This is a genomic window from Vibrio syngnathi (assembly GCF_002119525.1).
GTDB lineage: Bacteria > Pseudomonadota > Gammaproteobacteria > Enterobacterales > Vibrionaceae > Vibrio > Vibrio syngnathi.
Genome location: NZ_CP017916.1, coordinates 623,019 through 646,360 on the forward strand (window position 1 = coordinate 623,019; position 23,342 = coordinate 646,360).

Sequence of the window (23,342 nt, forward strand, 5' to 3'; positions counted from 1 at the left end):
ACATCGGACAAAAGGATTTGCTATGCCCACTCTATTTTCTAACACTCCATTTTTTCAGAAACTGAAGCAGCCATGGTTGGTTTCTCTGGTTCTCGTTGTGCTGTTGTCTATTTGGCTTGGCTTAGGAGTGGGGCAAGCGGAAGAATCGCCAGAAAAAAAGGCGACAGAAATTCCTTTGGCCAAAGTTTCCTTTCAAACATTCACATCATCCCCCACCTTTAAAACCATTGACCTCTATGGTCGAACGGCACCCGATAGGCATGCTCGTTTGGGAGCAGAAGTTGCGGGCAAGGTTGTTAGATTGAACGTTGTTAAGGGCGATACGGTTAAAGCAGGACAAGCCATTGCCCAGATAGATAAAGGTGACTTAGAGATTCAACTAGAACGTGCTTCGGCTTTATATCGATTGAAGCAGAAAGAATTCAAAGCAGCGCAGTCGTTGAAAAAAAGAGGGCTGCAAGGCGAAATAGCCTACACCACAGCAGAGGCTTCGTTAACTGAAGCGAAAGCGATGATGCGCAATGCGGAGTTGGCTTTAAAGAATACTGTGATTACTTCGCCTTTCTCTGGTGTGGTTCAAGACTTGATGGTGGAGTTGGGTGACTTCGTTGGGGTTGGCGATCCAGTCGCAGGCGTGATTGATCTCGATCCTTTGGTCATTGAAGCCGATGTTAGTGAGCGTCATATCCAGCATCTGTTAGTCAATCAATCTGCCTTGGTTCGTCTGTTAGGGCGAGAAGAAGCGGAAGGCCGCCTACGCTATGTTTCTCGGATCTCTTCTGCTTCTACTAATACCTTCCCAATAGAGATTGAAATTGATAACTCCAAAGGTTTATTACCTGCAGGTGTCAGTGCTGAAGTAACACTCAACCTAGAAACAAGCGATGCTATCAAGATAACACCTGCGATGCTGGCACTGGATGAGGCGGGTAATCTTGGAGTCAAAACTTTGGTTTCAGTCGATGACTCACCAACCGTAAAATTTGTCGGTATTCAGCTAGTAAAGGCAGAACAAGATGGAGTTTGGCTCACAGGGTTAGGTCAGCGTGTTGATATTATTACTGTTGGGCAAGGCTTTGTGCGTGATGGTGATTCTGTGATTGCTGTTGAGCAAGGCGCTGAACTTTCTAAAGTAACCGCAGAGTAGGAGATAACCGATGTATTCAATTATTGATGCAGCCTTGTCTCGTGCTCGAACAATGCTTTCCCTTTTAGCTCTCATATTGGTCGCAGGTGTCGTCACCTATATCACGATCCCTAAAGAATCGAGCCCAGACATCACCATCCCGATTATCTACGTCTCTGTTGGACATCAAGGTATTTCGCCAACTGATGCAGAACGCTTATTGGTTAGACCGATAGAACAAGAGCTTAGGTCAATCGAAGGCGTCAAAGAGATGACCGCAACCGCAGCAGAAGGCCACGCGTCTGTGGTGTTAGAGTTTAATGTTGGTGTCGACCTTACCAAAGCAATGGCCGATGTGCGAGATGCTGTCGATTTAGCCAAACCAAAGTTGCCAGAAGACAGTGATGAGCCGACCGTAAATGAAGTAACACTCGCGTCTGAGCAACCTGTTCTGTCTGTTGTTCTATTTGGTACCGTGCCTGAACGCACCATAGTACAAATCGCTCGAGATCTCGGAGATAAACTCGAAAGCTATCGTCAGATCCTTGAAGTCGATATTGCAGGCGATCGCGATGACATCGTCGAAATCATTGTTGATCCGTTATTGATGGAGAGCTACAGCTTAGATCAAGCGGATATCTATAACCTGATCGCTCTGAACAATCGAGTAGTGGCTGCAGGCTTTGTTGATACAGGCTACGGACGTTTCTCAGTCAAAGTTCCTTCGGTGTTTAACTCTTTAAAAGATGTACTTGAGTTGCCTATCAAAGTGGATGGTAAACAGGTTGTAACCTTTGGTGATGTGGCCACGGTTCGTCGAGCGTTTCGAGATCCTGAAAGCTTTGCCCGTTTAGATGGTAAATCTGCGGTGGTCTTGGATATCAAGAAGCGTGCGGGTGAAAATATCATCGAAACCGTAGAGTTAGTTAAAGCGGTTATGGCTGGTGCTCAACAACAAGCGGAATGGCCAAATAACTTATTGGTTAAATACACCTGGGATGAATCTAAAGATGTGAAGATCATGCTCAACGATCTTCAAAACAATATCTTGTCCGCCATCATTTTAGTGGTGATCGTTATCATCGCCATTCTTGGTGTTCGAACCGCGTTATTGGTTGGAATTTCAATACCTGGATCATTCCTCACGGGATTGTTGGTGTTGTCTGTGTTTGGTCTAACCGTCAACATTGTGGTGCTGTTCTCGCTGATCATGGCCGTTGGTATGTTGGTCGACGGCGCGATTGTGGTTACCGAGTTTGCAGATAGGCGAATGCAAGAGGGGGAAAGGCGTAAAGCCGCTTACCGAGACGCAGCGAAACGCATGGCGTGGCCGATAACCGCATCGACAGCGACAACCTTAGCAGCATTTGCTCCGTTACTGTTTTGGCCTGATGTGACCGGCGAATTCATGAAGTTCTTGCCCTTAACCCTTATCGCTACTTTAACTGCTTCATTGATTATGGCGTTGCTGTTTGTTCCAGTTCTAGGTGGCTTGATCGGTAAACCTCAATACGTATCGCCCAAGAGCCAAGCTCGAATGGTGGCACTGCATAATGGTGATTTTTCACAAGCAACGGGCTTAACCAAGGCGTATTACCACACGCTTTCGATTGCGATTAAGCATCCCTTTAAGATTCTGTTCAGTGCGATATTGCTCGCGGTTGCAGTTGGTTTTACTTACTCCAAAGCGGGCCTAGGTGCAGAGTTCTTCCCTGAGGTTGATCCACCGTTCTTTAACGTTAAAGTTCGTTCTCATGGTGATCTTTCTATTCAAGAAAAAGATGACATCATGCGCGATATTGAGCAAATGATGCTTAATCATGATGAGTTCGATACTGTTTACACACGCACGGGTGGGGATGACCAGATTGGCTTGATCTCGATTACTCCTGTTGATTGGCAATATCGTCGTAGTGTTAAAGCGATTATTGATGAATTAAAGGTGCAAACCGATCAATACGCTGGTGTTGAGATTGAATATAAGTTTCCAGATGCAGGGCCTCCGGTTGAAAATGATTTAGTGATTGAGCTGTCAGCAACAACACCAGAACAGCTCAATCAGGCGGCTAAGATCGTCAGAAGCTGGGCGGATGGAAATCAAGCGCTGGCCAATATCAGCGACACTGCGAGCAAAGATGGCATCGATTGGAAAGTGGATATTCGCAGAGATGATGCTGCTCGTTTTTCGGCTGATGCGACCTTGGTGGGTAATACCGTTCAATTCGTCACTAACGGATTAAAGATTGGTGACTACCTGCCTGATGACTCATCAGAAGAGGTCGATATCTTGGTGCGTTACCCTAATGATAAAAGAGATATCGGACGCTTTGACCAGTTGAGAGTCAAAACTCCTGCTGGCTTGGTACCGATCACCAATTTTGCTCAGATTGTTCCCGACCATAAGCAAGATACGATTAAACGCCTCGATGGTAAGCGTGTAGTGAACATCATGGCGGATATGGAAGAGGGCTATAACCTTGCCCTCGAACTGCCAAAGATTGAGCAAGCGTTGAGTGAATTGGGGCTACCGAGTAGTGTCGAGTTTCGTATTCGTGGTCAGAATGAAGAACAAGAAAATTCTTCAGCCTTCTTACAAAGTGCATTCATGGTTGCACTGGCGGTAATGGCGTTGATTTTGATTACTCAGTTTAATAGTTTCTATCAAGCATTCCTGATTCTTAGTGCGGTGCTGTTCTCAACGGTTGGTGTGTTTGTTGGTCTGCTTATCTTCCAACGTCCGTTTGGTATCGTGATGTCCGGTATTGGAGTGATTGCACTGGCAGGTATAGTCGTGAACAACAATATCGTGCTGATTGATACCTATAATCAGCTAATCAAAAGAGGCTTAGATAAGCGCGACGCAATTCTGAGAACCGGTGTTCAGCGTTTAAGGCCAGTAATGCTGACTACAGTGACTACTATCTTAGGCTTGATGCCGATGGTATTAGAGATGAACATCGACTTGATCAACCAAAAAATAGAGTTTGGCGCGCCGAGTACCCAATGGTGGTCGCAACTCGCGACGGCAATTGCGGGAGGCTTAGCATTCGCGACAGTCTTAACCTTGGTACTGACTCCTTGTCTATTAATGCTAGGGCGGGACAAGAAGCCTGAAAAATAGTAGATACAGTGGTTCGATGAACATAAAAAAGAGCGCCTTGGTGGGCGCTCTTTTCGTTGGCTTATAGGGTTCTTAACCTAATTGGTATCTAGTTGCCTAATTAGTCGCTAGTAACTGGCCGTATCGCTCAAGGCTATTCAGTCGAATCTTTGAATTGGCAATAAAGGTTGCTTTTGCTTTACCTGTTAACGACTTAGATTGCGGTAATTTCACGGTACGTGCATTCTTATGTACGCCATTAACCAAGAATTCATAGTGTAAGTGCGGGCCAGTCACACGACCAGTACCGCCCAAAGTACCAATGGTTTGGCCTTGTTTTACGCGCTGACCTGTTTTCACCATACGTCGCTTCATGTGCAGGTACTTGGTGATATAGGTGTTGCTGTGGCGAATGAACACGTAGTTACCGTTGAATTGGTTGTATCCCGACTTTTGGACGATACCGTCACCCGCCGCCCAAATAGGTGTGCCAACAGGCGCTGCGTAGTCAGTACCACGGTGAGCACGAACCTTGCCTGTTACTGGGTGTTTTCTGTTAGGGTTAAAGTTAGATGTCACACGACGGAAATCAATCGGTGAGCGTAGGAAGGCTTTCTTCATTGCGCGACCGTTTTCATCGAAATAGTTGCCACTCTTATCATCCAATACCGCGGTAAACGAATCACCTTGGTTTTTGAACACGGCCGCCATGATCTTACCGCGACCAACAACTTCGCCTTCAACCACTTTCTCTTGATATAAGATTTTGAAGCTATCGTTGTTACGGATATCCAATGCAAAATCGATATCCCAGCCAAAGATGCCCGCCAGTTCCATAATTTGGTTTGCGGTCAGTCCTGCGTTCACGCCGGCATTCCAGAAGTTAGACGTGATGTTGGCTTCGGCATAGTTGTATTGGTAGGCCACTTCCTTTTTGTCGAAGCTAGAGGAGAATGAATCGCCAGACTTAGTGAGCTTGAAGCTTTCAAACGCACTAAGTTGTCGCTTCAACTGAATAAGGTCGTTGTTTTCATCAAAGCCGAATTGTAATACGTCGCCAGGCCTTAGGTTGGACAGCTGCTTCTTAATATCGTTGTTAGTATTGAGTAGAGTGATCAGCAAACGGTATGAAAGGCCAATACGTTCAAATAAAACAGAGGTGCTTTCGCCAGAGCGAACGGTGTATTTCTCCCATTTGAGTACTGCCGTCGGTGGTGCGTCACTTGAGCTAACAAGTGCTGATGCACTGATCGTCAGTGGGTAGTGTTTTCCAACGACTAAAGCTCCCGTATCGTCACGTAAGCTGTTGACGTCGGGGAGTAAGAAAATAGCGATAAAAATTACGGCACTAAAAAATGCGATAAATGCCCGGTGCAAAATGGGAAGGCGTGCAAAAATAGACAACATGTTCCGGTTCGTTCTGTAAATATTATGAAAATAGACGACGGAATAGTGTAACTGGTTTCAAAATACATCGCTATTCAAGTAAGATGTCTAATTATTATATTTTTGCCAAATCTGTGGGAGTGAACAAGAATGGCGAGTATTGAAGCTGCACTAGCCGAGATCAAACGTGGCGTAGAAGAACTGATTCCAGAAGACGAACTGATTGCGAAACTAAAAGAAGGTCGTCCTTTACGCATTAAACTGGGTGCCGATCCAACCGCTCCAGATATCCACCTAGGCCATACGGTTATCTTTAACAAGCTTCGTGCTTTCCAAGAGCTTGGTCATGAAGTGACGTTCCTTATCGGTGATTTCACAGCAATGGTTGGTGATCCATCGGGTAAGAACTCAACACGTCCACCGCTAAGCCGTGAAGACGTATTGAAGAATGCTGAAACTTACAAAGAGCAAGTATTCAAGATTCTAGATCCTGCGAAAACGCAAATTCGTTTCAATTCTGAGTGGTTATCTGAGCTTGGTGCAGAAGGCATGATTCGTCTTGCTTCTAACCAAACTGTTGCTCGTATGCTTGAGCGTGATGACTTTAAAAAGCGTTACGCTGGTGGTCAACCGATCGCAATCCACGAATTCATGTACCCACTTCTTCAAGGTCACGACTCTGTTGCACTAGAGAGCGATGTTGAGCTTGGCGGTACTGACCAGAAGTTTAACCTTCTTATGGGGCGTGAACTGCAAAAAGCAGCAGGTCAAAAACCACAAGCGGTACTGATGATGCCACTACTTGTTGGTCTAGACGGCGTTAAGAAGATGTCTAAGTCAGCGCACAACTACATCGGTATCAGTGAAGCACCAAGCGAGATGTTTGGTAAGATCATGTCTATCTCTGACGATCTTATGTGGAGCTACTACGAGCTACTGTCTTTCCGCCCACTTGAAGAAGTAGCGGAACTGAAAGCTGGCGTTGAGGCGGGCAAAAACCCTCGTGACGTGAAAGTACTTCTTGCGAAAGAGATCATTGCTCGTTTCCACAGCGAAGCAGATGCTGAAGCGGCTGAGCAAGAGTTCGTTAACCGTTTTGCTAAGAACCAAGTTCCTGATGAAATGCCTGAATTTGAATTCGAAGCTGGCCTACCAATTGCGAACGTTCTAAAGGAAGCAGGTCTTGTAAACTCGACTTCTGATGCGATGCGTATGATCAAGCAAGGCGCAGCTAAGCTTGAAGGCGAGAAGATTGAAGACAGCAAATTCGTACCTGAAGCTGGTACTGCGGTTTACCAAGTAGGTAAGCGTAAGTTTGCTCGTATTACTATTAAGTAATATTAAATCTCAATGATTTATAGAAAAGGCATCTTCGGATGCCTTTTTTATGGGCCCCTATTTATTGCCCCTTATTTATTGACAGAAAGTTGACGAAGAATTTTTTACAGGATTGCTACACTATGCGCGCTGTTAAATAGACAGTAATTCTGGAGATTTTTATGAACAATACCGACCATCCTCCTAGTTTGAATGGAGAAGAATAATCTGTCTCGGTATTGATCTATTATCCTGCCGTTCAGGTAGGGTATCTTTGTTTTCCCCTCATTCTTTTCCACACTCTAGATTCTAACAAGTAGACACATCAGTGCTTTAAGCTCTTGGTGCGATTAGTTGTATGTTCTTGATGTATATAGCTATACGTTCTTGGTGTACACCGCTCTATACTCTCGGGTACTCTCTATAGGCTACTTGTTTTGATGGTCGTTACCTTTGCCAATCGGGAGATTCGCCATGACGGTAATGAACAACACTTTTTTATCTATTGAAGCTCTGTACTCAGAGCAAGACATCCAAGCTGTATCGAATGCCTTTCAACAGTACGGACGTGAGCAACAAATTAACCTTTTGAACCGTATGCCACTTGAAGATGCGGTGTTAGTGCTTGGGCAATGCTCTCTTAGTACGATTCAGACTTTACTTAGTGAGCTAGAAGAGCAGGGCTTTGAGAAGCGCTCTCGACATCTAGCTCACCAACTAGGGCTGATCTACTCAGAAGTTGAACCTCAACAGGGTTACCTTTCAACTGGAGTGCTTAGCCATGTTAGACAGCGTATCGGTTGGATTATAGCCTTAGCGCTGCTGGGCATTGTCTCTGGGCTTATCATTGCTCAGTATGAAGACATTCTTAGCCAGCTAGTACTTCTGGCGATCTATATGCCGGTAATCGCTGCTGCGGGTGGCAATACAGGCACACAAGCGGCGACTTTGGTCATTAGGGCCTTGGCCACAGGGGAATTGAAGAAACGCCAGTGGGCCAACGTTCTATGGAAAGAGCTTAGAGTTGCTATCTGTTTAGCTCTTGCGATCGCCTTAGTGATGATTGGCCGAATCTTATTATTCAGTGACAACCAGTCAACGGGTGGTTACGACATTAATATGATTGCTTACGCGATTGCTGTTGCTCTGTTTATTCAAGTGACCATATCAACTGTACTCGGCGGCGGGTTACCGATAGTCGCTCGATTCTTCAAACTTGATCCTGCTGTGTTAGTGAGCCCTGTACTGGCTTCGATAGTGGATATCTCTGGAATGTGGATCTACTTCACTGTGGTTAATTCATTCTTAGGGATCGCTTAGCTCCTATACAAATAGGTACCTATAAAAATAACTAAAAGCACCTTAGAGACAAAAATGGCGCTGAAGATTCAAGATCTTCAGCGCCGTTTTTATTGCTTAAGTAGAAGCTTAAACAGAGTTGAACATTATTTAGGTTTGCTCTGTGTTTGACTGAATTCAACTACATCTGTGTAGAAAGCTCGTTCAAACTGGGTGATGGGTGCTTTTACTGGTTTTTCTGGATCTGGTGTGTCAGGAAAGTAATCACGGACAAACTGTACAAATAGAGAGTTTGGTTTTCCCGCTTTATCTAAACCAAAGCCTGCCATGTTATAGCTCCCATACAAAGAACCACTTTTGGCAATAATGTTACCTTGGATTGGTGCTTTTCTCATGCTTTGACGGTATTTGAGCGTTCCATCAGTACCAGATGTAGGCATAGCCTCAATCAGGTTGAGCTGTTGGTCGTTTTCCCAGATATAACGAAGCACCTGAGCCATGGTTTGCGAGGTCATGCGGTTATTTCTGGATAGCCCTGAACCATCGACCAACTGTGCTTGGTTTAGGTCAATATTGGCTTTGGTCAGTAGTATCTGCTTTATCGCTTCAGTGCCGTTATTAAAACTGCCCGGTTGAACATAAAATGTCGCACCCAGTGTTTTGGTTAGGTTGTCTGCTATTAGATTGTCTGATTTCTTGAGCATGATATTAATCAGTTCGGGAAGTTTCTCTGAGCTGTGACTTGCGATTAACGTGCTTTTGCCTGATTTATCTTTTTTACCAACGACCACATTGCCTTTTACTTCAATTCTCAGTTCTTGAAGAATCGATGTAACGACTTGATAGGTGTAAAGTTCTGGACTTTGAATCGCGAACTTGAGTGGCAACGGTTTTTTACGTTCAACTAAGCAACCAGATAGCTTGTAAGTGTTGTCTGGTGTCGTTATGAGCTCCAAGTCGCATTGTGTTGCCTTCTGCCCAGAGCGAGTTACCGTGGCGGCAGTGGTCGTCACGTCTATCGGATAGTGAGCTGGGATATATACGCGTGTTGTACCGTTATCTTTTGTATAAATAGAGGCTTGTGCGCAGTTACTGTCTAAGGTCATTGCACTAGAGGGAGCGCTGTAACAAACGCCTAAAATGTCCCAAGGCCAACCAACCGCTCGTTGATAACCAGTAAAAGCTGAGTTATCGAGGTATAAGTTGCCCTTGATTGTTTTAGATTGCGACTTAGCATATTGATCTAAAAGGTTTTTTAGATGCTCTCTTTGTAGTGTAGGGTCACCACTGAATGCGATCACGACATCTTTATTAGAACGCGCAATGCTGGTCGTGTAGTTGAAATTATCTCCTAACTCCAATTTGGCTGCCAAAGCGGTGACTAGCTTTAACGTACTGGCGGGTGGGTAAAAGCCATCGCTATTGGTGTTCAACTCACTCGAATCATCACTCAATGACTTCAGTATCAAGCTTGTGCTACTGCCATCGGGCAGTTTATCTAGAGGGAGGTATTCGAAAGCACTAATTGAATAGCTACACAGTGACAAACCACATAGGAGTAAGCTGGATAGAAGGCGCATAGAAGGTTTTCTTGGATGACTGATGTTTTCAGTATACAGATATAAAAAACGCCCGCTATACAGCGGGCGTTTTGATTCTCAATTAACTAATTAAACAATTAGGTAATCAGAATTAGAAGTCGTAACGTAGACCTAGTGCTAGCTCGTCTTCAGCTTGTGCTGAAGTTGCAGCAAGGTTGCCGCCAGCAGTACCGAACTGGTCACCCGCTGAGATTAGGTTGAAGTTGTACGATACGTAGCCACGGAAGTTAGGCTTGAAGTAGTACGTTGCATCAACAGCAATATTGTCAGCAGACGTTTCGCCGTTAGTTTCAGCGTTGTTGTATGTAGATGAGAATACTGTTTGACCTAGAGTGTAAGCCGCTGCTACTTCGTAACCAGTGTAATCACCGTCGTTCTTAGCAACTTGACCATCTGTGAATACACCAGCGAAGTATAGGTCGCCCATAGTGTAAGAACCAGAAAGCATGTATTCGTCTTGAGCATCATCACCAGAGTATTGGCTTGCGTAACCAGCACCTAGTTTAACGCCAGTTTCACCGATTGCGTAGATACCAGATAGAGAGTAACCATCTGCACTGTTGTCGCTGTAAGAAGCAACAGCATCGCCTTCGCCTGCTGGAGTACCGTCAGCTTTTAGTTCTGTACGGTCAGCAAAACGGTAGCTTGCTTTAACGCTTAGGTCTTGGAATTGACCTTTGTAAGAAAGCATGTTGTCAGCACGGTCAGCAGCATTGATTTTCATTGCTGCAGAGTTACCGTGGTAAGCCATGATATCGGTAAAGTCAGTGATTACGCCTAGAGCGCCGTCGTTTTTACCGTAAGTTACTTCACCGAATGTACCGCCAAGTCCAGCGTAAGCGTAACGGTTAGTTAGGCTGTCGCTGTTTTTGTCAGTACCTGCGCCATTTTCAGCAGTTGTGAATTCGCCTTCGTAGAAACCAACGCCGTATAGGCCGTCTTGGATTTCAACTTGACCTAGGAAGTTAAGACGGATACGAGAGTTGTCTTGAGCGTTACCATCTTTCATAGATAGACGAGCTTCCGCACGGCCACCCATTTCTAGAGAAGTGCCGTCTTGGTTGTATAGTTCTGAAGCGTTAGCACCAGTAGTAAGAGCTGCAGCAGATACAGCAAGCGCGATCATAGTCTTGTTCATGTTATTAATTCCTAATTACTGTCCATAAAGGTATTTATCAAGGATTTGAATCCTTTTTGTGTATTGCTCGTATTAATCAAGCTTCATAATCATGCTTAGAACAAAAGCGTGAAACTTGCCAGAACAATCCGTGGGGTTCTTTTTACCCCTAAAGTTCCACCATCAGGTAGTAAAATGATATCAATAAAAATTATGAACACTGTTTTATTGCGATAGCCACTTGCTAAGGTTTTGTTTTTGTTTGTTTTTTACAAAAGTGTGATCTGTGTTTATTTGGTTTATTTTTGTTTTTTTTAGATATTTTATCGCTAACTTATTGATGGGGAGGTTATTATTCATTTTTGTGATGTCTGTAATTTAGACCTAGATAAAGCTTTTATAACGCAAAGTGGAATAAAGGTGATTTAGCCATAAAGTTTGTTTACACTAAGCCAAATCGTTTTGTTTCTATCACCCAATAAGTATGTTGGGTGGATTTATGTTGGCCAAAGAAAGCTTTGGCATAGAGGTAAAAAATGGAAAAGGTTCCAATGACAGTACGTGGCGCTCAGCAGCTACGTGACGAATTAGATCGCCTACTTAAGCTACGTCCTATTATTTCAGCAGCTATTGGTGAAGCTCGTGAACTCGGTGACTTGAAAGAGAATGCTGAATACCACGCCGCTCGTGAAGAGCAGGGTATCTGTGAAGCTCAAATTCGAGATATCGAATACAAGCTATCACTGGCTCAGATCATCGATGTAACGCAGATGGATAACACAGGCAAGATTATCTTTGGCACGACAGTGACTTTGATTGACGTAGATACGGATGAAGAATTCCGCTACCAAATCGTTTCTGAAGATGAAGCCGATATCAAAACGGGTCGCATTTCTGTGAAATCCCCAATTGCACGTGGTCTTATCGGTAAGATGGAAGGTGATGAAGTACTGATCTCTACTCCTGGTGGTGACAAGGACTTCGAAATCGACAAAGTAGAATACATCTAATTGATTTTTCTTTGTTTCTGATAAGTAAAAAGGTCGCTAATGCGACCTTTTTCGTTTCTCACGCTACACTAAAAGCTAAGCGCAGTGGCTTTCTTTTAGTGAAGTTAGCTTATATTAAGCTCGCTTACTTGCGTGGAATCTCGATTTTACGTGCTTCTGACTGACGGAACAGTACTAGAACTTTACCGATAGTCTGTACTTTCTCAGCTTTAGATTCACGTACAATTGCATCGATAATCAGTTGCTTAGTCTCACGGTCTTCTGATGCAACTTTAATCTTGATCAGTTCGTGGTGGTCTAGAGCTAATTCGATTTCCGCTAGAACAGCTTCAGTAAGTCCATTTGCGCCCATTAGCACAACAGGTTTTAAACTGTGAGCTAGGCCCTTTAGATGCTGCTTTTGTTTGGTACTTAGGTTCATTACGCGGCCAATTTTATTTAGTATTAGGGTTGAAAAAACCTATTTTAACGCCATCTAAAGCTGAAGACTATAATTTATTCAGCAATTAGTACTTTCCTCCAATTTAGGTATCCAATGAGCAAACAGAAACACTCGGCCAGTTCGGGCCGTTGGTTGAAGGAACACTTCGACGACAAGTACGCAAATGAAGCCAGAAAAAAAGGCTATCGTTCGCGTGCTTATTTCAAAATGGAAGAGATTCAAACGAAAGATAAATTGCTGACTCCAGGGATGACCATTGTGGATTTGGGTGCAGCGCCTGGCGGTTGGTCTCAATATGCTGCTAAGATTATCGGAGACAACGGTCAAATCATTGCGTGTGACTTATTACCAATGGATCCGATTGCCGGAGTGAGTTTTTTACAAGGCGATTTCCGAGAAGAAGCTGTGCTAGATGCCCTTCTGGAACGTATACAACCAAACATGGTTGATGTCGTGATGTCTGATATGGCACCTAATATAGCAGGCAACAATTCTGTGGATCAGCCAAGAGCTATGTATTTAGTTGAATTAGCTTTGGATATGTGTCGACAAGTTCTAGCTACCAATGGTAGTTTTGTTGTAAAAGTATTCCAAGGCGAAGGGTTTGACCAATATGTTAAGGACGTCCGTGAGATGTTTAAAACAGTCAAAGTTAGAAAACCCGACTCTTCTCGAGCTCGCTCTCGTGAAGTGTTTATCGTAGCAACTGGTTACAAAGGTTAACGATTCTCTTCCAAGAGTGAGAGTTAACAACATGGCTACAGGTTACAAACTGTAGTACCCTACCTTTAATTACAATTAGTTATCGAGAGGCTTACACCTTGAGTGACATGGCAAAAAATTTAATTCTGTGGCTTGTTATCGCGGTAGTGTTGATGTCGGTATTCCAGAGCTTCGGCCCTGGGGAAAGTAACGGCAGAGCAGTAGATTACACCACGTTTGTACAGGAAGTTGGCCAAGGCCAGATTCAAGACGCACAGTTCAATAACAGCGAAATTACCTTCACACGTCGTGGCGGTGGTTCTAAGTATGTAACTTACATGCCTGTTTATGATCAAAAGCTACTTGATGACTTAATTAATCAAAACGTAAAAGTTCAGGGTACACCACCTGAAGAGCAGAGCCTGCTTGGCACTATCTTCATTTCATGGTTCCCAATGATCTTACTGATTGGTGTGTGGATTTTCTTCATGCGTCAAATGCAAGGCGGCGGCGGCGGTAAAGGCGCAATGTCTTTTGGTAAGAGCAAAGCTCGAATGATGAGCGAAGAACAAATCAAAACGATGTTTGCTGATGTTGCTGGTTGTGACGAAGCAAAAGAAGACGTGAAAGAGCTTGTGGATTACCTTCGTGACCCAAGTCGCTTCCAAAAGCTTGGTGGTAAGATCCCGACAGGTATCCTGTTGGTCGGTCCTCCTGGTACGGGTAAGACATTGCTTGCAAAAGCGATTGCTGGTGAAGCGAAAGTACCGTTCTTTACTATCTCTGGTTCTGACTTCGTTGAAATGTTTGTTGGTGTTGGTGCATCTCGTGTGCGTGACATGTTCGAACAAGCGAAGAAAGCAGCGCCTTGTATCATCTTTATCGATGAAATCGATGCTGTTGGTCGTCAGCGTGGCGCTGGTGTTGGTGGTGGTCACGATGAGCGTGAGCAAACACTTAACCAAATGCTGGTTGAGATGGATGGTTTCGAAGGTAACGAAGGTATTATCGTTATCGCTGCGACTAACCGTCCAGACGTACTTGACCCAGCATTGCTTCGTCCAGGCCGTTTTGACCGTCAAGTTGTGGTTGGTCTACCAGATGTACGTGGTCGTGAACAGATTCTTAAAGTACACATGCGTAAGGTTCCACTATCAGGCGATGTTGAACCATCTCTGATTGCTCGCGGTACACCCGGTTTCTCAGGTGCAGACCTTGCGAACCTTGTGAACGAAGCGGCTCTATTCGCTGCTCGTGGTAACAAACGCAATGTATCTATGGTTGAGTTTGAACTTGCGAAAGATAAGATCATGATGGGTGCAGAGCGCCGTTCAATGGTTATGTCTGAAGAAGTGAAAGAATCAACGGCTTATCACGAAGCGGGTCACGCGATTGTTGGTCGTTTGGTACCTGAACACGATCCAGTGTACAAAGTATCAATCATCCCTCGTGGTCGTGCACTTGGTGTGACTATGTATCTACCAGAGCAAGATCGCGTAAGCATGTCTCGCCAACATCTAGAGTCAATGATTTCTAGCTTGTACGGTGGTCGTCTTGCTGAAGAACTTATCTACGGTAAAGACAAGGTTTCGACTGGTGCGTCTAACGATATCGAACGTGCAACAGATATTGCTCGTAAGATGGTTACGCAGTGGGGCTTCTCTGAGAAACTAGGTCCTCTTCTTTATGCTGAAGAAGAAGGCGAAGTTTTCCTAGGTCGCGGCATGAGCCAAGCGAAGCATGTTTCTGACGATACAACTCGACTTATCGATGAAGAAATTCGCATTCTTATCGACCGCAATTACGCTCGAGCTAAGCAAATCCTAGAAGATAATATGGATTTGATGCACTCGATGAAAGATGCGCTTATGAAGTACGAAACGATCGATGCGGGTCAGATTGATGACCTCATGGAGCGTAAGACTGACATTCGTGAGCCTGCTGGTTGGGGTGACCAGGCGAAAGCAGAACCTGCAAAGGAAGAAGCTAAACCTGAAGCTAAATCAGAAGAGCAAGCCGAAGCCGAGCCAAAAGCTGAAGAGTCGACAGTTGAAGAAGTTAAATCTGAATCAGATGATGCTCAAAACAAAGATTCTTAATCACTAAGTTTTGAATTAAAACCCTGAGTACGCTCAGGGTTTTTCTGTTTATAGCCCAAGATATTTTTTCCTTTAAGACCTGCCTTTCATGATATTAAAAGCACACAATAAAACGCTCGTTTTAGACCGCCCACATGTGATGGGTATCCTCAATGTTACGCCTGACTCTTTCTCTGATGGCGGAAAATTCAATTCATTAGATAATGCTTTACTGCAAGCAGAGCGAATGATTCAGGCTGGCGTTAGCATTATTGATATTGGTGGTGAGTCGACTCGTCCGGGTGCTCCAGAGGTGTCCTTAGAGGAAGAGTTAGCTCGAGTTATCCCTGCGATTAAAGCGATTCGCGCCAAGTTTGACGTTTGGATCTCGATTGATACCAGCAAAGCTGAGGTGATGCGCCAAGCTGTTGATGCAGGGGCTGATTTGATCAATGATGTGCGCGCACTGCAAGAGCCCGGAGCTCTAGAAGTGGCCGCAGAGGCTAATGTACCTATTTGCTTGATGCACATGAAAGGTCAGCCAAGAACTATGCAAGCCAATCCAAGCTACGAAGATGTTCTAACAGATGTCGAAGCCTTTTTACAAGAAAGGGTCGAAGCTTGTGAGGCGGCCGGTATCTCAAAAGAGCAGCTGATTCTTGACCCTGGTTTTGGTTTTGGTAAAACCATCGAACACAATTACCATTTATTAGCGCACCTTGAAAAGTTTCATACGCTTGGTCTACCTGTCTTAGCGGGAATGTCGAGAAAGTCGATGATCTTTAAGCTACTAGACAAAGTCCCAGCTGACTGCATGGTCGCTAGCGTTACTTGCGCCACCATTGCTGCGATGAAAGGTGCTCAAATTATTCGCGTTCACGATGTAGAAGATACATTGGAAGCGATGAAGATAATCGAAGTGATGAATAACAATCACTAATCATAGTTAAGGAAAATCAATATGTCTGATAAAAGACGTTACTTCGGCACAGATGGTGTACGTGGAAAAGTGGGCCAGTACCCAATCACACCTGATTTTGTTTTGAAGCTTGGCTGGGCTGCCGGTCGTGTTCTTGCAAAGCAGGGCACAAAGAAAGTTATCATTGGTAAAGATACTCGTATCTCTGGCTACATGCTTGAGTCCGCACTAGAAGCGGGACTTGCCGCAGCTGGTCTTCAAGCTACGTTTACTGGTCCAATGCCAACACCTGCCGTTGCTTACCTAACACAAACTTTCCGTGCTGAAGCGGGGATTGTTATCTCTGCATCGCACAACCCCTTTTATGACAACGGCATTAAGTTCTTCTCTTCTGAAGGCACTAAATTGTCGGATGACATTGAACTCGCCATCGAAGCTGAGCTAGACAGAGATATCGAGTGCGTGGAATCTTCAGAATTAGGTAAAGCGGTACGCCTAAATGATGCTGCAGGCCGTTATATTGAATTTTGTAAAAGTACATTCCCACACAAAATGACGCTAGCTGGAATGAAAATTGTGGTGGATTGCGCGCATGGTGCGACTTACCACATTGCACCGGCTGTATTTAAAGAACTGGGTGCTGAGGTTGTTGCAATTGGTGTGGAGCCAAATGGCACTAACATCAACCATGAAGTGGGTGCGACAGATGTGCGTGCTCTACAAGCTAAAGTGGTTGAAGAGAAAGCAGCACTAGGCCTTGGTTTTGATGGCGACGGTGATCGTATCATCATGGTTGACGAGCTAGGCAATAAAGTTGATGGTGACCAAATCGCCTACATTATTGCTCGCGATGCACTGCGTCGTGGTGAGTTGAAAGGCGGAGTTGTTGGTACGCTAATGACCAACCTTGGTATGGAAAATGGCCTTAAGCAGTTAGGTATTCCATTTGTACGTGCTGCTGTTGGTGACCGTTATGTTATGGAACAACTTCTAGCTAAAGGCTGGAAGATCGGTGCTGAGAACTCGGGGCACGTTATCCTATTAGATAAAGTGACGACAGGTGATGCTATCGTTGCTGCTCTGCAAGTATTGGCCTCAGTTGTCGATAGTGAAATGACACTGAATGAGCTTTCTCAAGGTATGACGTTATACCCTCAAGTTCTAGAAAATGTTCGTTTTAGTGGTGATTCAAACCCACTAGAAGCAGAGGCTGTGAAAGCGGCTGTTATTGAAGTCGAGACGGAACTCGGTGAGAAAGGCCGTGTGCTATTACGCAAATCGGGTACTGAGCCACTACTGCGCGTAATGGTCGAAGGTGAAGACGCTGAACTTGTTCAGAGTTCTGCACTGAAAATTGCTGATGCGGTAAAAGCGAATTGCTAATAAAACGTTTGCCGTAACAGGCGAAGTCGGTCTCACTTGCGGGGGCCGGGTTTTAGTTATGTGATGATTAAAAAGGGACGTAAATGAGTTTTGTGTCCCTTTTGCCCTTTTTTTGACCACTTGCTTGGTAAAGGCTTATTTTTTAGTAAATTCTCCTTGTCAGTCATCGTCGCATTCGCTAGTATTGCTCGGCCTTCAGTTAGGAGGTCGCTAGCCTTGTTCTTGAAAATAGTTTTTTGAACGGCGCTGGCTCAACAATTAGGAACATAGGTGGAAAAATGTTTACAGTTCTACTTGTGATTTACCTGTTGGCAGCGCTTGGTGTAATTGGCCTAGTGTTGATTCAACAAGGTAAAGGCGCAGATATGGGAGCCTCTTTCGGTGCTGGCGCTTCAAACACTGTGTTTGGTGCTGGTGGCTCAGGAAATTTCCTTACCCGAATGACTGCAATTTTTGCAACTACATTTTTTATCCTTAGCTTAGTGCTTGGTAATATGTCTACACATAAAACTGAGTCACAATGGATTGACCCGACCCAAGGTCAGGTGATTCAACAAGCTGAAGATGCAGTGAGTGAAGTTCCGGCGCAAGGCGACGAAATTCCACAATAATCTGTAAAGATTTGATGCCGAGATGGTGAAATTGGTAGACACGCTAGCATGAGGTGCTAGTGCCTTAGGGTGTGAGGGTTCGAGTCCCTCTCTCGGCACCATGTTTACAAACTTGTAAAACATCTTGTTGGGCGTATAATGCTCACAAGTCGGACGCGGGATGGAGCAGTTTGGTAGCTCGTCGGGCTCATAACCCGAAGGTCGTCGGTTCAAATCCGGCTCCCGCAACCAATTTCAATGCTATTATATAGCTTGTATTGGTAGCAAGTTTGCACAGTGTGAACCTCACTGTGAGTTAAGTGTGATATCAAATATGATGGCACTTGACATATAAGGGTCCAGCAACAAAAACCCCGGCTTATACGGGGTTTTTTGTTATCTAAGCATTTATAAATGCATTTAGATGATAATGTTTGCTTGGAATTTAAATTGGGCTTTGAGCCCTTTTTTTGTTTCTGGAGTGGTTAAATGACTGGTTTAGAAAGACAACTTACTGAAATGCTTGACGCTCCAGTAGCAGCATCAGGTTATGAGTTAGTTGGATTAGAATTTATTCGTGCTGGTGAGCACTCAACGCTACGCATTTACATCGATTCACCAAATGGTATCAATGTAGATGATTGCTCTGAAGTTAGTCACCAAGTAAGTGCCGTAATGGACGTTGAAGATCCAATTTCAGTGGCTTATAACCTTGAAGTGTCTTCACCAGGTTTAGAGAGACCACTGTTCAAAGCTGAGCATTACCAACAATTTATTGGTCACGAGGTAAGCATCGTTTTGAAAATGGCTGTCGGCAACCGTCGTAAATGGAAAGGTGATATCCAATCTATCGAAGGCGAGACAGTGAAAGTATTGGTTGAAGGACAAGAAGAAGAATTCGTCCTGAGCAATATTGCGAAAGCTAACCTGATCCCTAAATTTTAGTTCTCCTAGAGAGAAGAGCTTAAGAGGCTAGATTAATGAACAAAGAAATTTTGGCGGTAGTAGAAGCTGTTTCTAATGAGAAAGCAGTTCCTCGTGAGCGTATTTTTGAAGCGCTTGAAATCGCGCTTGCAACGGCAACAAAAAAGAAAAGCGAACTAGAAATCGAAGTTCGTGTTGAGATTGACCGTAAAACGGGTAATTTCGAAACTTTCCGCCGTTGGGAAGCTGTTGAGGAAGTTGAATTCCCAACAAAAGAAATCTCTATTGAAGCTGCAAAGTACGATGATCCAGAGATCGAACTTGGCGGTTTCATTGAAGATGATATCGAATCAGTAACGTTTGACCGTATTACGACTCAAACAGCTAAGCAAGTTATCGTACAGAAAGTACGTGAAGCTGAACGCGCTCAAATCGTTGAACAGTTTATTGATAACGAAGGCGAGCTAGTCACTGGCGCAGTTAAGAAAGTTAACCGTGACACAGTGATTCTAGATCTAGGTAACAACGCTGAAGCGGTAATCCTTCGTGATGACCAACTTCCTCGTGAAAACTTCCGTCCAGGTGACCGTGTTCGTGGTCTTCTATACGCAGTTAAGCCAGAAGCTCGCGGCTTCCAGCTGTTTGTTACTCGTTCTAAGCCAGAAATGCTAGCTGAACTATTCCGTGTTGAAGTGCCTGAGATTGGTGAAGAGCTAATTGAACTTAAAGGTGCTGCACGTGACGCTGGTTCTCGTGCTAAAATCGCCGTTAAAACAAACGACAAACGTATTGACCCTGTTGGTGCGTGTGTTGGTATGCGTGGCGCACGTGTACAAGCTGTATCTAACGACCTTGGCGGTGAGCGTATCGATATCGTGCTTTGGGATGATAACCCGGCGCAATTCGTTATCAATGCAATGGCTCCTGCTGATGTTGCTTCTATCATCGTTGATGAAGATACGCACTCAATGGACATCGCGGTTGAAGCTGACAACCTAGCGCAAGCTATCGGTCGTAGCGGTCAAAACGTACGTCTAGCGTCTCAACTTACTGGTTGGGAACTGAACGTAATGACTGTTGCTGATCTAGAGAAGAAGCACCAAGAAGAAGCAGTTGCTTCTATTGAAAACTTCATGAAGTACCTAGATATCGAAGAAGACTTTGCTCAAATGCTTGTTGAAGAAGGCTTCTCTACGCTTGAAGAAGTAGCCTACGTTCCTGTGAACGAGCTTCTTGAAGTAGATGGTCTAGATGAAGGTATCGTTGAAGAATTGCGTAACCGCGCGAAAGACGCACTGACAACTCTAGCGCTAGCGAAAGAAGAAACTTTCGATGGTGTTGAGCCAGCTGAAGACCTACTTGCACTTGAAGGTCTTGAGCGTGAAATGGCTTACAAGCTAGCAGCAAAAGGCGTTGCGACATTGGAAGACCTAGCTGACCAAGGCGTTGATGAACTAGAAGGCATCGAAGACCTAACTGCAGAGCGTGCAGGCGAGCTAATTATGGCTGCGCGTAACATCTGTTGGTTCGGCGACGAAGAATAATTCAGCAAGGAGAGAGAGCGGTATGACACAATTAACAGTTAAAGCACTGAGTGAAGAGATTGGTACGCCAGTTGACCGCTTAATTGAACAACTTGCTGATGCAGGCATGAAGAAAGCAGGGTCGGACCAAGTGACTGATTCAGAGAAGCAAACATTGCTAACGCACCTTAAAAAGGAGCACGGCGATACTTCTGGTGAAACAGAACCGACTCGTTTAACTCTTCAACGCAAAACCCGCAGCACGCTAAGTGTTGCCGCTGGAGGCGGTAAGAGTAAGGATGTTCAAGTTGAGGTACGTAAAAAGCGTACTTACGTGAAGCGCAGCACTATTGAAGATGAAGCGAAACGTGAAGCTGAGGAAGTAGCTAATCGTGAAGCGGAAGAGAAAGCACAACGCGATGCTGAAGAGCAAGCGAAACGTGATGCTGCAGAGAAAGCACAGCGCGAAGCCGAAGCAAAAGTAACACGTGAAGCGGATGCAAAACGTGAAGCTGAAGAGAAGGCTCAACGCGCACAAGCTGAAAAGGCTAAAAAAGACATGAATTCAAAAAATGCAGACGCTAACGCACAAGCGAAAAAAGAAGCGGATGAACTTAAAGCTCGTCAAGAGCAAGAAGCAACTCGTAAAGCCGAAGCTGAAGCAGCTAAGCTTGTTGAAGAAGCTCGTAAGTTAGCAGAAGAGAACCAAGAACGTTGGTCTGAAGAAGAGAAGAAGAAGAAAGAGCAAGAGAAATCTGCGGATTACCATGTGACGACTTCTACTTACGCTCGTGAAGCTGAAGATGCGGCAGACAAAAAAGATGAGAAAGCACCTCGTCGTCGCAAGAAGAAACCAGCTCCAGCAACTCAACCTGGCAATAACCGTGGTGGTCGTAACCAACGTGGTCGTGGCGGTAAAGGTAAGCTTGCTAAACCAACTTCAATGCAGCAAGGCTTCGATAAGTCAGCGACTGTTGCAAAATCTGACGTTGCTATCGGCGAAACTATCGTTGTTTCTGAACTGGCTAGCAAAATGTCAGTTAAAGCAACTGAAGTTATCAAAGTAATGATGAAGATGGGCGCTATGGCGACTATCAACCAAGTGATCGACCAAGAAACAGCACAACTTGTTGCTGAAGAAATGGGTCACAAGGTAATCCTACGTAAAGAAAACGAACTTGAAGAAGCAGTACTAGCTGACCGTGATAGCGATGCTATCGCTGAAGGTCGTGCTCCTGTTGTTACTATCATGGGTCACGTTGACCACGGTAAAACTTCAACACTTGACTACATTCGTAAAGCACACGTTGCTTCTGGCGAAGCTGGCGGTATCACGCAGCACATTGGTGCTTACCACGTAGATACTGACAACGGCATGATCACTTTCCTTGATACTCCTGGACACGCGGCCTTTACTGCTATGCGTGCTCGTGGTGCTCAAGCGACAGATATCGTTGTACTAGTAGTTGCAGCAGATGATGGCGTAATGCCACAAACAATCGAAGCAATCCAGCACGCGAAAGCGGCAGGCGTTCCTCTGATTGTTGCTGTGAACAAGATCGATAAAGAGGGTGCAAACCCAGACAACGTTAAGAATGAGCTAGCTCAATACGACGTTATCCCTGAAGAATGGGGCGGTGAGAACATCTTCGTTCACATCTCTGCAAAACAGGGTACAAACATCGATGGTCTTCTAGAATCTATCCTTCTTCAGTCTGAAGTTCTTGAGCTTACAGCGGTTAAAGAAGGCATGGCATCTGGTGTTGTTGTTGAATCTCGTCTTGATAAAGGTCGCGGTCCAGTTGCAACAGTACTAGTACAGTCTGGTACTCTAAACAAAGGCGATATCGTTCTTTGTGGTCAAGAGTACGGCCGTGTACGTGCAATGCGCGATGAAAACGGTAAAGACATCGAAACTGCTGGTCCATCTATCCCTGTAGAAATTCTAGGTCTTTCTGGCGTTCCTGCTTCAGGTGATGAAGCGACTGTTGTACGTGATGAGCGTAAAGCTCGTGAAGTTGCAAACTACCGTCAAGGTAAATTCCGTGATGTTAAACTAGCTCGCCAACAAAAAGCGAAACTAGAGAACATGTTCGCGAACATGACGGCAGGCGAAGTTGCTGAACTTAACGTTGTACTTAAAGCTGACGTTCAAGGTTCTGTAGAAGCGATTGCTGACTCTCTACTGAAACTGTCAACTGACGAAGTTAAAGTGAACATCGTAGGTTCTGGTGTTGGTGGTATTACTGAAACTGACGCAACGCTTGCTGCAGCTTCTAACGCTATCATTCTTGGTTTCAACGTTCGTGCTGACGCAACTGCGCGTAATACAGTTCAGAACGAAAACCTAGATCTACGTTACTACTCAATCATCTACCAACTGATTGACGAAGTTAAACAGGCAATGGGCGGTATGCTTGCTCCTGAATTCCGTCAAGAAATCATTGGTCTTGCACAAGTTCGTGACGTATTTAAGTCGCCTAAACTTGGTGCAATCGCTGGTTGTATCGTTACTGAAGGTACGATTAAGCGTAGCAACCCAATCCGTGTACTTCGTGAAAACGTTGTTATCTACGAAGGTGAACTAGAGTCACTTCGTCGCTTTAAAGATGACGTTCAAGAAGTTAAGAATGGTTACGAGTGTGGTGTTGGCGTTAAGAACTACAACGACGTTCGCGTTGGTGACCAGATCGAAGTATTCGAAATCGTTGAGGTTAAACGTACTCTAGACTAATCAGTCTGTACGACTCGACATATTGACTAAGGTTACTAACATTACTAATAAAGGTAATAAGGTAATCGGTTGTTGAATACACCATGGGGGG

At 44.7% G+C, this 23,342-nt stretch carries 17 protein-coding genes and 2 tRNA genes; 15 read left to right on the top strand and 4 right to left on the bottom strand.

The genetic code is table 11. The features are described 5' to 3' along the window. Window positions 1-22: 22 nt before the first annotated feature. Complete coding sequence (locus K08M4_RS03030) at window positions 23-1,147, top strand: efflux RND transporter periplasmic adaptor subunit (protein WP_086048808.1); 1,125 nt, start codon at window positions 23-25, stop codon at window positions 1,145-1,147. Window positions 1,148-1,157: 10 nt separating this feature from the next. Continuing rightward, entirely contained in the window at window positions 1,158-4,247 is a 3,090-nt protein-coding gene (locus K08M4_RS03035; protein WP_086048809.1) for an efflux RND transporter permease subunit, read from the top strand. A gap of 96 nt (window positions 4,248-4,343) precedes the next feature. Here K08M4_RS03035 and shyC read toward each other — a convergent pair whose 3' ends face one another. Continuing rightward, window positions 4,344-5,633 (bottom strand): peptidoglycan DD-endopeptidase ShyC, encoded by a 1,290-nt coding sequence (shyC, locus tag K08M4_RS03040; RefSeq protein ID WP_086048810.1) that lies wholly within the window; start codon window positions 5,631-5,633, stop codon window positions 4,344-4,346. A gap of 129 nt (window positions 5,634-5,762) precedes the next feature. Here shyC and tyrS point away from each other — a divergent pair, with 129 nt between their 5' ends. Both tyrS and K08M4_RS03050 read left to right on the top strand, forming a co-directional pair. Then, window positions 5,763-6,950: a tyrosine--tRNA ligase gene (gene tyrS / locus K08M4_RS03045; protein ID WP_004734518.1), complete on the top strand. Its 1,188-nt coding sequence runs from the start codon at window positions 5,763-5,765 to the stop codon at window positions 6,948-6,950. 453 nt (window positions 6,951-7,403) lie between these two features. Beyond that, complete coding sequence (locus K08M4_RS03050; RefSeq protein ID WP_009847552.1) at window positions 7,404-8,249, top strand: magnesium transporter; 846 nt, start codon at window positions 7,404-7,406, stop codon at window positions 8,247-8,249. Between the two features lie 125 nt (window positions 8,250-8,374). Here K08M4_RS03050 and dacB read toward each other — a convergent pair whose 3' ends face one another. Continuing rightward, complete coding sequence (gene dacB, locus K08M4_RS03055) at window positions 8,375-9,808, bottom strand: serine-type D-Ala-D-Ala carboxypeptidase (protein ID WP_086048811.1); 1,434 nt, start codon at window positions 9,806-9,808, stop codon at window positions 8,375-8,377. Window positions 9,809-9,920: 112 nt separating this feature from the next. Continuing rightward, window positions 9,921-10,967, bottom strand: a complete 1,047-nt coding sequence (locus K08M4_RS03060) for a porin (protein WP_086048812.1) — start codon at window positions 10,965-10,967, stop codon at window positions 9,921-9,923. A gap of 515 nt (window positions 10,968-11,482) precedes the next feature. Here K08M4_RS03060 and greA point away from each other — a divergent pair. Further along, window positions 11,483-11,956, top strand: coding sequence for a transcription elongation factor GreA (greA, locus tag K08M4_RS03065; RefSeq protein ID WP_009847549.1), 474 nt, complete (start codon window positions 11,483-11,485; stop codon window positions 11,954-11,956). Between the two features lie 124 nt (window positions 11,957-12,080). Here greA and yhbY read toward each other — a convergent pair whose 3' ends face one another. Continuing rightward, window positions 12,081-12,377 (bottom strand): ribosome assembly RNA-binding protein YhbY, encoded by a 297-nt coding sequence (yhbY, locus tag K08M4_RS03070; RefSeq protein ID WP_004734509.1) that lies wholly within the window; start codon window positions 12,375-12,377, stop codon window positions 12,081-12,083. Between the two features lie 114 nt (window positions 12,378-12,491). Here yhbY and rlmE point away from each other — a divergent pair, with 114 nt between their 5' ends. The 10 genes from rlmE to infB all read left to right on the top strand — a co-directional run bounded on the left by rlmE (window position 12,492) and on the right by infB (window position 23,251). Next, window positions 12,492-13,121 carry a 23S rRNA (uridine(2552)-2'-O)-methyltransferase RlmE gene (gene rlmE, locus K08M4_RS03075; protein ID WP_009847548.1) on the top strand — a complete coding sequence of 210 codons (630 nt, stop codon included), beginning with the start codon at window positions 12,492-12,494 and terminating at the stop codon, window positions 13,119-13,121. Between the two features lie 107 nt (window positions 13,122-13,228). Then, window positions 13,229-15,199: an ATP-dependent zinc metalloprotease FtsH gene (gene ftsH / locus K08M4_RS03080; RefSeq protein ID WP_041472898.1), complete on the top strand. Its 1,971-nt coding sequence runs from the start codon at window positions 13,229-13,231 to the stop codon at window positions 15,197-15,199. An 88-nt stretch (window positions 15,200-15,287) separates the two neighbouring features. Next, the gene (gene folP, locus K08M4_RS03085) at window positions 15,288-16,118 is read left to right on the top strand and encodes a dihydropteroate synthase (RefSeq protein WP_086048813.1); all 831 of its coding nucleotides are present in this window, start codon (window positions 15,288-15,290) and stop codon (window positions 16,116-16,118) included. 21 nt (window positions 16,119-16,139) lie between these two features. Next, window positions 16,140-17,480 (top strand): phosphoglucosamine mutase, encoded by a 1,341-nt coding sequence (gene glmM, locus K08M4_RS03090; RefSeq protein WP_086048814.1) that lies wholly within the window; start codon window positions 16,140-16,142, stop codon window positions 17,478-17,480. 278 nt (window positions 17,481-17,758) lie between these two features. Further along, on the top strand, window positions 17,759-18,091 hold the full coding sequence (gene secG / locus K08M4_RS03100) for a preprotein translocase subunit SecG (RefSeq protein WP_009847546.1): 333 nt from the start codon (window positions 17,759-17,761) through the stop codon (window positions 18,089-18,091). A gap of 16 nt (window positions 18,092-18,107) precedes the next feature. After that, window positions 18,108-18,192: transfer RNA gene (locus tag K08M4_RS03105), tRNA-Leu, on the top strand. 53 nt (window positions 18,193-18,245) lie between these two features. After that, a tRNA-Met gene (locus K08M4_RS03110) sits at window positions 18,246-18,322 on the top strand. A gap of 237 nt (window positions 18,323-18,559) precedes the next feature. Beyond that, window positions 18,560-19,015: a ribosome maturation factor RimP gene (gene rimP / locus K08M4_RS03115; RefSeq protein WP_004734501.1), complete on the top strand. Its 456-nt coding sequence runs from the start codon at window positions 18,560-18,562 to the stop codon at window positions 19,013-19,015. Window positions 19,016-19,050: 35 nt separating this feature from the next. Further along, complete coding sequence (gene nusA, locus K08M4_RS03120; RefSeq protein ID WP_086048815.1) at window positions 19,051-20,538, top strand: transcription termination factor NusA; 1,488 nt, start codon at window positions 19,051-19,053, stop codon at window positions 20,536-20,538. A 22-nt stretch (window positions 20,539-20,560) separates the two neighbouring features. Then, the gene (gene infB, locus K08M4_RS03125; protein ID WP_009847541.1) at window positions 20,561-23,251 is read left to right on the top strand and encodes a translation initiation factor IF-2; all 2,691 of its coding nucleotides are present in this window, start codon (window positions 20,561-20,563) and stop codon (window positions 23,249-23,251) included. The last annotated feature ends 91 nt before the right edge of the window (window positions 23,252-23,342 follow it).